Below are 12,219 nucleotides of genomic sequence, written 5' to 3'. Positions count from 1 at the left end.
CGCCGCATTTTTCCGGCACCTTGCGCTGTTCAAGCCGTGCCGACCACCAACACGCGGGACCCTCCGGCAGACGGAATCCCACCGACGAAAGAGTGATCCCATGACACGCAAAGTAGTCATCACCGGTCTGGGTGCCACCACACCCATCGGCGGCGATGTACCCACGATGTGGAACAACGCGCTCAAGGGGGTCTCCGGTGCCCGCACCCTCGAAGACGACTGGGTAGCAAAGTACGAACTGCCCGTCCACTTCGCAGCCCGCTGCAGCACCCCGGCGCTGGACGTGCTCAGCCGGGTTGAGGCCAAACGGATGGACCCCTCCACCCAGTTTGGTGTTATCGCCGCCCGCGAAGCCTGGGCCGACTCCGGCATCACGGAATTCGACAAGGACCGGCTCGCCGTAGCCTTCGCTACGGGCATCGGCGGGGTCTGGACCCTGCTGGACGCCTGGGACACGCTGAAGGAAAAAGGCCCCCGCCGCGTCCTGCCCATGACCGTACCCATGCTGATGCCCAACGGCGTGGCCGCCGCCGTCAGCCTGGACCTCGGCGCACGCGCCGGCGCCCACACCCCCGTTTCCGCCTGCGCCTCCGGCACCGAAGCCCTGCACCTGGGCCTGGACCTGATCCGCTCGGGCAAGGCGGACGTGGTGATGTGCGGCGGCGCTGAAGCAGCCATCCACCCCATGCCCCTGGCGGCGTTCGCATCGATGCAGGCCCTGTCCCGCCGCAACGACGACCCGCAGGGCGCGTCCCGTCCCTACGATCTGGGCCGCGACGGCTTCGTCATGGGTGAAGGCGCAGGCGCCCTGGTCCTCGAGGCCGAAGAACACGCCCTGGCCCGTGGAGCCCGGATCTACGGTGAACTCGCCGGAACCTCCGTTACCGCTGACGCCTACCACATCACCGCACCGGACCCTGAAGGCCTTGGCGCAACCCGCGCGCTGAAGGCAGCTATGTTTGACGGCCGCATCCAGGCCGAAGACGTGGTCCACGTGAACGCGCATGCCACCTCCACCCCGGTTGGTGACAAGCCTGAATACACCGCGCTGCGCGCCGCCCTTGGATCACACATCGACAACGTGGCGGTTTCGGCCACGAAGTCGCAGATGGGCCACCTCCTGGGCGCCTCCGGCGCCGTCGAGGCGGTTCTCACCGTGCTCGCCATCTACGAGCGCAAGGCGCCCGTGACGATCAACCTTGAGAACCAGGACCCGGAGATCCCCCTCGACGTGGTCACGTCAGCCAGGGATCTGCCTGCCGGCAATATCGTGGCGCTGAGCAACTCCTTCGGCTTCGGCGGACACAACGCCGTGGTAGCGGTTCGCAGCATCTAACAACCGTCCGGCGTTGCTGGCGGACACCAAACAGGAGGCCCCGCCGGCTGGCGGGGCCTCCTGTTTTGCTATGGAGATTTCTTGGTGTTGTTGCCGGCCGCGGCTTGATTACGACGGCGGCACGGAGCCGCTGACGACGGCGACAGCTTGGCTTCGGCGGTCAGCCCACCTGGTGCAGCCAGCGGACAGGCGCGCCCTCGGCGGCGTGCCGGAAGGGTTCGAGTTCCTCATCCCAGGCCTCACCCAGCGCCAGGGACAGCTCGTGGTAGACGGCTGCGGGATCGCCCGCGCCTGATTCGTAGGCGTAGCGGATCCTGTCTTCGGAAACCATGATGTTGCCGTGGACGTCTGTCACCGCATGGAAGATGCCCAGCTCGGGCGTGTGTGACCAGCGGCCGCCATCCACACCCTGGCTCGGCTCCTCGGTAACCTCATAGCGGAGGTGGGCCCAGCCGCGCAGGGACGACGCAAGCTTTGATCCCGTCCCGGGGGCACCGGTCCAGGACAGCTCGGCCCGGAACATTCCAGGCGCAGCAGGTTGAGGGGTCCACTCAAGATCCGTGCGCTTGTCAACGACGGAGCCGATGGCCCACTCGACATGCGGGCACAAAGCAGTAGGGGCTGAGTGAACAAACAGCACACCGCGGGTCATTGCAACAGACATTCCATCCTCCATAGCTCTAGGTACGTCTTCCCCAACGACCTCTGCCTGGATGGAACTGCCGTGCCCTGCACTGCGGGGCCTGCTCCCTGCTTCAATATTCAACTGTTCAGATTAAGCAGTGTCCGGACTTGCTGGTCCGCTCGAAGCGATGGAGCTTCAAGCGGGACTTGAAAGTTGCCGGACGTGACTCTTATTGTGCCGTACCCCGGGTAATTACGCCAGTGCGATTCCCTTGGCAGAGCCGCGCCGTCCGGGGTCAGGCCCTGGGGTGCGCCTGCTGGTAGCTTTGGCGCAGCCGGTCCACGGAGACGTGCGTGTAGATCTGGGTGGTGGCCAGGCTGCTGTGCCCCAGGATCTCCTGGACGGCCCGCAGGTCAGCGCCCCCGTCCAGCAGGTGCGTGGCTGCCGAGTGCCGCAGGGCGTGCGGGCCCGAGGCCGAAGTGTCACCCAGGGCCTCGAACAGAGTATTGACCAGCGCCCGGACCTGCCGCTGGTCCATCCGGCCGCCGCGGGCGCCCAGGAACAGAGCGGGACCGCTGTTGTCCCTGGCGAGCTTCGGCCTGCCCCGCCGGAGCCAGTCGTCCAAAGCCAGCGCCGCGGGGACGCCGTAAGGGACGGTGCGTTCCTTGTTGCCTTTGCCGATGACCCGCAGCGTACGCCGGTCCGGGTCGAGGTCATCGATGTCCAGGCCCGTCAGCTCACCGACGCGGACCCCGGTGGCATAGAGCAGTTCGACGATTGCCCTGTCCCGCACGGGCAGGGGTTCACCTTCCGCGGCAACTTCCTCCAGCCTGGTCAGCAGCCGTGTCAGCTGCTGGGACTGCAGCACGCCAGGCAGGGATTGCTCCCGTTTGGGTGCTTTGAGACGCAGGGCAGGGTCCGCAGGGACGTGCTCTTCCCTCAGGGCCCATGCCGTGAAAGCGCGGGCGGTGGCCGCCCGGCGTGCCAGGGTGGAGCGTGCGACGCCTGCCTGGCTCTGCACTCCCAACCACCGCCGAAGGGTACCGAGTTCCAGGTCAGCCAGTTTGGTTGCCCCCTCGGAGGCCGCATGGCAGAACAATCCTCGCAGGTCGCCCTCATAGGCACGCAAGGTGTGCTGCGACAGGGCCCGCTCCCCCGACAGGTACCGCACGAAAGCGCCCAGCGCTTGGCTTAGCTCGGGGGGCAATTCCTGGTTTTCCACTCCCCTACTGTCTCAGGTCTTACCGCTGACCCGGTCACTGACACGGTCTCTCAACGTCCTCGCGCTGACCGGCCAGTCCAGTTGCCGGGCCGGCTGGTCGGTTGCCGCATCCGTTGCGGGTACAGTGCGGTTCGCCCCTATCAGGCTGATGCCTTGCCGCGTTTCCAGCCGCCCCGCTCGGACACCGCCAGCCCGAGCAGCCCCAGCCGACCCAGCCCGGCCCGCACCGATTCCGGCCCGAGACCCGCCACGGAACAGAGTTTCTCAACCGACGTGGTGGACCGCAGGGGCAGCGCATCGAGGAGGATCAGGTCTTCGAGGGTCAGCCCGTCCTGGACTTCGGCTCCGCTCTGCCGGGATTCGGGAAGACCGGTTCCGCTCGATCCGGCCAGCTCAGCAACTTCGGCTGCGTCGGTAACGCAAACGGCGCCGCCGTCCCGAAGGAGCCGGTGGCAGCCGGCCGAATTCGCGCTGTGGACCGAGCCGGGGACGGCGCCCACTGCCCGGCCCAGCGTCTCGGCGTGGTGGGCCGTGTTCAATGCTCCTGACCGCCACCGCGCTTCGACAACGACCGTCACCGCCGACATCGCGGCGATGAGTCTGTTCCGTTGCAGGAAACGGTACCGGGTTGGCGCCGATCCCGGAGGAACTTCCGCAATCACCGCCCCCTGGTTGCACACCGCCCGGAGCAGGTCCTCATTCCCGGACGGGTAGAAGCGGTCAACACCGCCGGCCATCACGGCGATAGTGGGCACTGCGGCCGAGGCGCCGGCAAGCGCGGCGCGATGGGCGTGTGCATCGATGCCATAAGCGCCGCCGGACACTACTGTGAAGCCGCGTTGCGCCAAAGAATAGGCGATGTCCCCTGTTACCGATGCACCATAGCTGGTGCTGTCCCGCGACCCGACGAGCGCCATGCACTTGTCCGCCCCGGGAAGGGGCTGCTCCTGTCCACGCCACCACAGGCAGAGGGGTTCCTGGATCCCCAGGTCAGAGAGCTGGATGGGCCACAATTCGTCCGACGGGATGATCAGCCGGCCCCCGAGGCGCGCCATGGTGGCGAGGTCCCGCTCCGGTGCCAGATCTGGAATCCGGGGCTGCCAGCGTTTCAGGGATGCGGCCATCCCCGCCCAGCCGGCGGACCCGCTGTCCGCCAGGAGCGAGGTGATCTCGCGCTCCAGCCCGGCTCCGGCAGCAACCTCACCGGTGGCAATCCGCAGGGCGTCGGCTGCGCCGCAGATTTGCACGAGTGCCAGGCCGGCAGCATCCTGGGGCTCCATCAGCCGGGCCAGCGCGGCGCGGGACAGCCTTTCTGCGTCCACTTCGGTCTCCTTCATGCGGCCACCGCGGCTGCCTGCCGCAGCCCCAGCGCCTGTCCGATATCGTTGGTGTCCGGCCGTTCCCGGTGCCCGAGGTCGGCCATGGTCCAGGCCAGACGAAGGACCCGGTCGTAGCCGCGGGCAGTGAGGACGCCGCGCTCAAGTGAATGGTCGAGGATGCGGGTGGATGCCGGCGGAAGCCGTAGCTCTCCCCGCAGTACACGGCCGGGGACCTGCGAATTCGTTTCCAGCCCAAAGGGCTGCAGCCGGTCACGCTGCCGGCCGCGCGCGTCACGGACCCGCGCGGCAACGGACGCAGTGTCCTCCTCGGCGCCTCCCTGCCCGAACTCTGCCAAAGAGACCCTGTCCACCTGGAGCTGGATGTCCACGCGGTCCAGTAGCGGGCCGGACATCCGGGCCAGGTACCGCCGGCGCATCATCGGCGTACATGTGCAGTCCAGTCCCTTCCCGGAGGCCTTGCCGCAAGGGCAGGGATTGGCTGCTAGGACCAGCTGGAACCGGGCAGGATAGGCGGCGGTTCCAGCGGACCGGTGAATCACCAGCTCGCCGCTCTCCAAGGGCTGCCGAAGCGCGTCGAGGACACGGCGCTCATACTCGGGGGCCTCGTCCAGGAAGAGCACGCCCCGGTGGGCACGGGAGGCGGCCCCCGGCCTGGGAAGGCCTGAGCCGCCGCCAATGATTGCAGCGGCGGTAGCGGAATGGTGCGGGCTTTCAAAGGGCGGCCGGCGCAGCAGCTGGGCTGAGGAAGACGGCAGTCCGCAGAGCGAATGGATGGCGGTAACCTCCATGGCCTCATGGTCGGCAAGATCCGGCAACAGCCCGGGAAGCCGTTCGGCCAGCATGGTCTTGCCTGCACCCGGCGGACCCATCAGAAGAAGATGGTGTGCGCCGGCAGCTGCCACTTCGAGGGCCCGCCGTGCATCGCCCTGGCCGGAGACATCAGCCATGTCAGGGCAGGTGGCGTCTTCCTCCTGCTCGTCGGCTGGAAGATCCGGATCCTCCGGGTCAAAATCCAGGGCCAGCTCCTGCGGGTCAGCGCCAAAATCCAGGGCCAGGCGCGCCAGCGTGCGGTAGCCAGTGACGTTGGCGCCGGGAACCAGGGCAGCCTCGGCCAGGTTGGCGTGGGCCACCACAATATCCGGATAGCCTGCCTGGACGGACGCCATCACGGCCGGCAGGATGCCGCGGACCGGGCGCAGCCTCCCATCAAGCCCGAGCTCCGCGATAAAGACGGTTTTTCCAGTCGGCTTGATGTCGTTTGCTGCCCGGAGCACTGCCATGGTGACGGCCAGGTCGAAACCCGAGCCCCGTTTAGGCAGTGACGCCGGAATAAGGTTGGCGGTGATCTTCCGGCGGCTCAACGGTATCCCGGAATTTTTGGCTGCCGAGCGGATACGCTCCTTGGCTTCATTCAACGAGGCGTCCGGCAGCCCGAGGAGTATAAAAGCCGGCAGGGTTTGGCCGATGTCGGCCTCGACCTCCACGATGTAGCCGTTCAACCCCACTAAGGCGATGGAGTAGGTTCTGCCCAAGGCCAATCACCCCACCCCCTTGAGGTGCTCCACCAGGGGTTCGCCGCCGCCGTCGTCCACCACGGCGATGACATCCACCCGCCGCAGCGGCATCCGCAGCTCGCGGTCGCGGCACCATGCCGAACCCAGCCGGTGCAGGCGGGCAAGCTTCTTGGGACCTACCGCTTCAAAGGGGTGGCCGTAATCGAGGGATCGGCGGGTCTTTACTTCGGCAATGACAAGGGCATCGCCATCCAGGGCCACGATGTCGATTTCACCCTCGGTGCAGCGCCAGTTGCGCTCAACCACCAGCATGCCGACGGATTCTAGATAGCCGGCGGCAAGCTCCTCACCGCGACGGCCCAACAGGTCTTTTGATTTCATTTCTACCTCCGCAACCAGCCTGCGGGGGCGCAGTTGCGGAGGTAAGGGAGCTCATCCCGTATGTGTAAAAATCACTTGCCGGGGGCGAATGTGCAGGACAAGTCGCCGGGGCCCGTCAGGGACTACTGGCCCAGGTCAACATCCTTAGGCAGCGCGAGTTCCTCGTTGCGCGGAAGCTCTTCCACGTTGACGTCCTTGAACGTGAGGACCCGGACACTTTTCACGAACCGCGCCGAGCGGTAAACGTCCCACACCCAGGCGTCCTGGAGCGTCAGGTCGAAGTAGACTTCGCCGTCGGCGCTGCGGGCCTGGAGGTCCACGTGGTTGGCCAGGTAGAAGCGCCGTTCGGTCTCGACAACGTAGCTGAACAGGCCGACGACGTCGCGGTATTCACGATAGAGCTGCAGCTCCATGTCGGTTTCATAGTTTTCAAGATCCTCAGCACTCATGATTCCATCTTGCACCATCCACGGCGCCGCTGGCGCCCGCGCCGGGCCGTCAGTCTTCGCTGCCGGGCTCCTCGAGCCCTGGCTCGTCCGTGCTGTCCAGCAACTCCCCGCCGAGCAGGCGCCAGCTCACCCGGTGGTATGGGGTTGGCCCTGCCGCCCGGAGGACGTCCCGATGCAGCACCGTGGCGTAACCCTTGTTGATGTCCCAGCCGAAGTCCGGGTACTCGGCATGAAGCTTCCGCATCATCCCGTCCCGTTCCACCTTGGCGATCACGCTCGCCGCCGCCACGCTCAGGCACTGCATGTCCGCTTTGATTTTGGTGTGCACCGGGGCGTCGCAAACGGCGTCAAGGACCGGCTCGTCGAAGAGGGACAGCTGTTCGGCGGGCGAGAGCCAGTTGTGGCTGCCGTCCAGGAGCACCATGTCCGGTGTCACGCCCGCCGCGAGAATCTCCTGCCACGCACGGGTTCCCGCGAGGCGCAGCGCAGCTATGATGCCAAGGGCATCGATCTCCTGTGCCGACGCGTGCCCCACGGCGGATGCCACGCTCCATCGTCGGACCAGCGGGTCAAGCCGTTCCCGTTCAGCCGGGCTGAGGAGTTTGCTGTCCCGAACCCCGGCCAGGGGGCGCTGGCGCTCCAGGTCCACGACGGCGATGCCGACGCTGACGGGCCCGGCAAGGGCGCCACGGCCGACCTCGTCCACGCCAGCCACGAGGCGCACCCCCTGCGCCTTAAACGTCCGTTCGTGCCGCAGGGTGGGAGCCTTTGCGGGACGGGCCACCTTGGTGGAGCCGGCGCGTCCTTTGGCCGTGTTGGCCTTTACCGCGCTGGCCTTAACTATCGGGGACATGTTCAGGGTGCCGCCGGCACGTTCCGGAACACATCCGGGTAGTTGTCCAGGGTGGTGATCCGGCTCAGCGGCCACGCGATCACGGCGGCCTTGCCTTCAAGGTCTGCCATGTCGATGAACCCGCCGTCGATCTCCATGTGGGCGCGGGAGTCGGCTGAGTGGTTGCGGTTATCGCCCATCACCCACACCTTGCCTTCGGGGACAGTGACATCGAAGTTGCGGACCTGCGGGACCTCGGCCGAATTGATGTACTTCTCGTCGACGGCGGTCCCGTTAATCGTCAGTTTACCGCCGGCATCACAGCAGACGACATGGTCCCCCGGCAGCCCGATGACCCTTTTGACCAGGTGTTGCTCTGAGTTGTCCGGCAGGAGGCCAACAAAGGTAAGTCCGTCCTGCACCCAGGTGAACGGTCCCTCAGTCTTTTCCGGCGCGGCCGGCAGCCAGCCTTTGGTGTCGCGGAAAACCACAACGTCCCCGCGGCTCAGTGAGAAGGGTTCAGGCACCAGGAGGTTAACGAAGATCCGGTCGTCAACATCCAGCGTGTTCACCATGGATTCGGAGGGGATGAAGAAAGCCCGGAACAGGAAGGTTTTGATCAGGAAGGAAAGCACGACGGCGATGACCACCACTGTGGCTATTTCCTTCAGCCAGGCGAGCATCTGGCCGCCGCCGCCTTTTTCGTCGGCGGCCCTGGCTTCGGCCCGGCTGCCTGCAGCGGGAGAAGGTGCTTCGGGACCCGAAACTGCTTCCGGCGCAGCGCTGGCCGGGGAATCCGGAGCGCCGTCCCGACGCGGCTCGGGGGTCCACGGGTGGTTCTCGGGCATCTACTGTCCGTTCTGTGTTATTGGCCCTGCCGCTGGCGGCCGAGGTAATGCAGCAAATCTATCAAGCGGCCAGACGATCCGGACCGGCCTGCCAATCACCCTGTCCAACGGCACCATACCTCCGCCGGGGGCACCAAGCAGGCTCCGGGAGTCGGCGGACACGGACCGGTGGTCGCCCAGCAGCCACAAGCGCCCCTCCGGCACCTCTGCACTGAACTTTTGTGTGCTGGGTACATCCCCGCGGAAGACGTAGGGTTCGGCCAGTGGTTCACCGTTGACGGTGATTTTCCCGCCGGCGTCGCAACAGACCACGGAGTCCCCCGGAAGTCCGATGACGCGTTTTACATAGGTGGTGTCGCTGCCCGTCAGGCCAAGCCATTGGCTGATGCCCGCGGCGGTATCCACCAGTGCGCCCTTACCGCTGTTGAGCGGTGCGAAAGTGCCCCGGCCGTCAAAGACCACGATGTCCCCGCGCCGGACCGGTTCGGCCTTGAAATCGGTGCGCGAGACGAGGATGCGGTCCCCGCCCTGGAGGAGCGGTTCCATGGACTCGGACGGAATGTAGTAGACGTCGAGCCAGAGTGACCGGACCAGACCGCTGACTGCCAGGGCCAGCACAAAGGCAAGGAACACAAAACGCCAGCCCGTATTGGCGGGCTGGCGTTTTATCTGGTCCATAAGTCCGTATCCTGGGCGCTGGTGCATGGCTCCGGCGCTGGCCGGGTACGGCTGCGGCCCTGCCTGGTAGGTCCAGTGGGACTTACTTGGCGGTGCTGAAGTCGCGCTTTTCCTTGATCTTCGCAGCCTTACCGCGCAGCGCGCGCATGTAGTAAAGCTTGGCGCGGCGGACGTCACCCTTGGTAATGACCTCGATCTTTTCGATGATCGGGGAGTGCACCGGGAAGGTACGCTCCACGCCGACACCGAAGGACACCTTGCGGACGGTGAAGGTCTCGCGGACGCCTTCGCCCTGGCGGCCCAGGACGAAACCCTGGAATACCTGGACACGGGTGTTCTTGCCTTCAATGATGTTCACGTGAACCTTGAGGGTGTCACCGGCGCGGAACGCGGGAACATCGGTGCGCAGCGAGGCTGCATCGACGGAATCGAGAATATGCATGATTGCACTCCTGGTGAACGCCACAGGTCATTCACTTTAGGTCACGGCAGCCAAGCCCGGACGCTGTTGGCGCACCGGAGATTGCTGCCGAAAGTTTGATGGTCCGGCCACTTCACTGATTGACGTGCCCGGTTGTCATAGCTGTTGGTTGCGCTCCCCCTGTGGCAGGTGCGGACCCAGCAGACACAAGGACTAATTTTGCCACAGTCCGCGGCGGACAGCCAATCCCGGGAGCCGGAGGACGGCGGAACCGCCGGCCGGTCAGTCCTGCTGCTCGTCCGGCTGGGCAGGGCGGCGCCGCAGGCGGCCGTCGACGACGTCGTACCCCAGGTCCTGCAGGGCGGTGCGGTCGGCACGCGGCAGCTTTCCGGCGTCGAACGCTTCGAGCAGGTCCGGGCGGCGTTCCGCCGTCCGGCGGAACTGTTCATGCCGGCGCCACTGCGCAATCTTTCCGTGGTTTCCGCTCAGCAGGACTGCCGGCACTTCGCGTTCCCGCCAGACTGACGGTTTGGTGTAGACGGGGTACTCCAGCAGCCCGTCGGAGTGGGACTCCTCCACCAGCGACTCGGGATTGCCCACCACGCCGGGCAGGAGCCTGCCGATGGCCTCGACCATGGCAAGGACCGCCACTTCGCCGCCGTTCAGGACGTAATCGCCAAGGCTGACGGGCCGGACAGTGAAATGTTCCCCGGCCCATTCGATAACCCGCTCATCGATGCCCTCGTACCGTCCACACGCGAACGCGAGGTGCTCCTGTTCGGCCAGTTCATAGGCGAGGGCCTGGGTGAACCGTTCCCCCGCCGGCGACGGGACGATCAGGACCGGCTTGCCCGCACCTTCGGGGCGTCCCCCGGCCACCGATGACAGGGCCTGCGCCCACGGCTCAGGCTTCATGACCATCCCCGCGCCGCCCCCGTAAGGGGTGTCATCCACGGTCCGGTGCCTGTCCGTTGTGAACGACCGCAAGTCGTGGACGTGCAGGTCCAGCAGCCCGTCCTGGCGGGCCTTGCCGATCAGGGAGAGTTCCAGCGGCGCCAGGTACTCGGGGAAGATACTGACGACGTCGATCCGCATTTAGGCGTTGCTTTCCGGATCAGTGCCGGCGCCCTGGTCCGAGTTGAGCTCGAACAGGCCGTCCGGCGGGGTGAGGAGGACGAACCCTTCCTCGATGTTGACCTCCGGCACGATCTGCTCAACGAAGGGAATGAGGATCTCTTCGCCGTCGGGCGTGGTGACTACCAGCAGATCCTGGACAGGCATGGTGTTGAGCGCGGCAACCTTGCCCACCACCCGGGATCCAACCCGTGCCTCCAGTCCTACCAGTTCGTGCTCGTACCAGCCTTCGTCGTTGTCCTCGTCCAATTCTTCGGTCTCGATGAAGAGCTTGGCGCCGCGCAGGGTTTCCGCTTCGTTGCGGGTTTCAATTTCCTCGAAGCCGAGCAGGAGGATGTCCTTGTTCCAGCGGGCGCTGATGACGGTCAGTGGCCCGGCAGAGGCCGGTTCCACTACAAATTCGGTGCCCGGCACAAACCGGTCCCCAGGGGCGTCGGTGAGGACCTGGACCGTTACTTCCCCCCGGATACCGTGGGGCTTGCCGATTCGTGCCACCTGAAGCTGCATGTGTTCCTCTGTTCCGATGTGTCTGTTCCGTGCGGTTCGCGGGGTGTCCCGGTGAAAGCACTCCGGCCCCTCCACCATGGGTGGAGGGGCCGGAGCAAAGCTGATGTTGCCGTGCGCTCAGCGGCGGCGGTCTGTGTCGACGACGTCGACCCTTACCGGCTCACCGCCGGCCAAGGCAGCCACAACGGTGCGCAAGGCGCGTGCCGTGCGGCCCTGGCGGCCGATCACCCGTCCGAGGTCGTCCTGATGAACCCGCACCTCGAGGGTGTCCCCGCGGCGGTTGTTCTTCGAGCTGACCTTGACGTCATCCGGGGAGTCTACGATTCCCCGGACCAGGTGTTCCAGCGCGTCTGCCAGCAATTTACTCAGCCTCGGTGGTCTCTGCCTCGGCCGGCGCCTCGGCTGCGTCAGACTTGGATGCCTTCTTGGTGATGGCTTCCGGGATGATCACGGAACCCTTTTCCGGGGCAACGAAGGCTTCCTTCGGAGCTTTGGTCTTCAGGGTGCCTTCCTGGCCCGGGAGGCCCTTGAACTTCTGCCAGTCACCGGTGATCTTGAGGATCGCGGCAACCTGCTCCGACGGCTGGGCGCCGACGGACAGCCAGTACTGGGCACGCTCTGAGTTGACCTCGATGTATGAGGGCTCTTCGGTGGGGTGGTACTTGCCGATTTCCTCGATGGCGCGGCCGTCACGCTTGGTGCGTGAGTCTGCGACGACGATGCGGTAGTACGGTGCGCGCATTTTGCCAAAGCGCTTAAGGCGAATCTTTACGGCCACTTTTGTGGTCACTCCTGTTTCAGAAAAGGGGGTGAACCCGGCGTTCTGCACCCGTGGGGCGGGCCGTACTTGCGGGTTCGAAGGACAAGATCCGGACGCGGAGAGAGGGGCCACGCAGATCGAGTACCTGTTTATTGTGCCAGATCAGCGCCCG

Annotated in this window: 15 protein-coding genes; 1 reads left to right on the top strand and 14 read right to left on the bottom strand. The window is 65.8% G+C overall.

Annotation, left to right across the window (positions count from 1 at the left end; translation table 11 throughout):
- The first annotated feature begins 100 nt into the window (after positions 1 to 100).
- Entirely contained in the window at positions 101 to 1,336 is a 1,236-nt protein-coding gene (locus QF047_RS07635) for a beta-ketoacyl synthase (protein ID WP_306634125.1), read from the top strand.
- Between the two features lie 160 nt (positions 1,337 to 1,496).
- Here the strand turns inward: QF047_RS07635 and QF047_RS07630 are convergent, their stop codons facing one another.
- From QF047_RS07630 to rpsP, 14 genes are all read right to left on the bottom strand, one after another.
- Positions 1,497 to 2,000 (bottom strand): DUF3145 domain-containing protein, encoded by a 504-nt coding sequence (locus QF047_RS07630; protein WP_041652118.1) that lies wholly within the window; start codon positions 1,998 to 2,000, stop codon positions 1,497 to 1,499.
- Between the two features lie 256 nt (positions 2,001 to 2,256).
- Positions 2,257 to 3,183 carry a tyrosine recombinase XerC gene (locus tag QF047_RS07625; RefSeq protein WP_307275297.1) on the bottom strand — a complete coding sequence of 309 codons (927 nt, stop codon included), beginning with the start codon at positions 3,181 to 3,183 and terminating at the stop codon, positions 2,257 to 2,259.
- Between the two features lie 140 nt (positions 3,184 to 3,323).
- Positions 3,324 to 4,520, bottom strand: a complete 1,197-nt coding sequence (dprA, locus tag QF047_RS07620) for a DNA-processing protein DprA (protein WP_307275294.1) — start codon at positions 4,518 to 4,520, stop codon at positions 3,324 to 3,326.
- Positions 4,517 to 6,061: a YifB family Mg chelatase-like AAA ATPase gene (locus tag QF047_RS07615; RefSeq protein WP_306634131.1), complete on the bottom strand. Its 1,545-nt coding sequence runs from the start codon at positions 6,059 to 6,061 to the stop codon at positions 4,517 to 4,519. Before QF047_RS07615 ends, dprA begins: the two co-directional genes overlap by 4 nt.
- Complete coding sequence (locus tag QF047_RS07610) at positions 6,062 to 6,418, bottom strand: YraN family protein (protein WP_307275291.1); 357 nt, start codon at positions 6,416 to 6,418, stop codon at positions 6,062 to 6,064.
- A gap of 122 nt (positions 6,419 to 6,540) precedes the next feature.
- On the bottom strand, positions 6,541 to 6,867 hold the full coding sequence (locus QF047_RS07605) for a DUF2469 domain-containing protein (protein ID WP_013601392.1): 327 nt from the start codon (positions 6,865 to 6,867) through the stop codon (positions 6,541 to 6,543).
- A gap of 49 nt (positions 6,868 to 6,916) precedes the next feature.
- Entirely contained in the window at positions 6,917 to 7,720 is an 804-nt protein-coding gene (locus QF047_RS07600; protein WP_307275289.1) for a ribonuclease HII, read from the bottom strand.
- A gap of 2 nt (positions 7,721 to 7,722) precedes the next feature.
- Positions 7,723 to 8,547: a signal peptidase I gene (gene lepB / locus QF047_RS07595; protein ID WP_307275287.1), complete on the bottom strand. Its 825-nt coding sequence runs from the start codon at positions 8,545 to 8,547 to the stop codon at positions 7,723 to 7,725.
- Complete coding sequence (gene lepB, locus QF047_RS07590; protein WP_307275285.1) at positions 8,548 to 9,225, bottom strand: signal peptidase I; 678 nt, start codon at positions 9,223 to 9,225, stop codon at positions 8,548 to 8,550.
- A gap of 82 nt (positions 9,226 to 9,307) precedes the next feature.
- On the bottom strand, positions 9,308 to 9,667 hold the full coding sequence (gene rplS, locus QF047_RS07585; RefSeq protein ID WP_307275283.1) for a 50S ribosomal protein L19: 360 nt from the start codon (positions 9,665 to 9,667) through the stop codon (positions 9,308 to 9,310).
- A gap of 261 nt (positions 9,668 to 9,928) precedes the next feature.
- Positions 9,929 to 10,741: a tRNA (guanosine(37)-N1)-methyltransferase TrmD gene (gene trmD, locus QF047_RS07580; protein ID WP_306634141.1), complete on the bottom strand. Its 813-nt coding sequence runs from the start codon at positions 10,739 to 10,741 to the stop codon at positions 9,929 to 9,931.
- Positions 10,742 to 11,287, bottom strand: coding sequence for a ribosome maturation factor RimM (rimM, locus tag QF047_RS07575; RefSeq protein ID WP_307275280.1), 546 nt, complete (start codon positions 11,285 to 11,287; stop codon positions 10,742 to 10,744).
- A 117-nt stretch (positions 11,288 to 11,404) separates the two neighbouring features.
- The gene (locus QF047_RS07570) at positions 11,405 to 11,647 is read right to left on the bottom strand and encodes an RNA-binding protein (RefSeq protein ID WP_306630842.1); all 243 of its coding nucleotides are present in this window, start codon (positions 11,645 to 11,647) and stop codon (positions 11,405 to 11,407) included.
- A 1-nt stretch (position 11,648) separates the two neighbouring features.
- A complete protein-coding gene (rpsP, locus tag QF047_RS07565) occupies positions 11,649 to 12,065 on the bottom strand; it encodes a 30S ribosomal protein S16 (RefSeq protein ID WP_306634145.1) in 417 nt (138 codons plus the stop codon).
- Positions 12,066 to 12,219 lie beyond the last annotated feature (154 nt).

Origin of the sequence: Arthrobacter sp. W4I7, from assembly GCF_030816215.1 — a bacterium.
GTDB lineage: Bacteria > Actinomycetota > Actinomycetes > Actinomycetales > Micrococcaceae > Arthrobacter > Arthrobacter siccitolerans_A.
The sequence above is the reverse complement of the archived record's forward strand: the minus strand, read 5'-3'. Positions and strand labels throughout refer to the sequence as shown.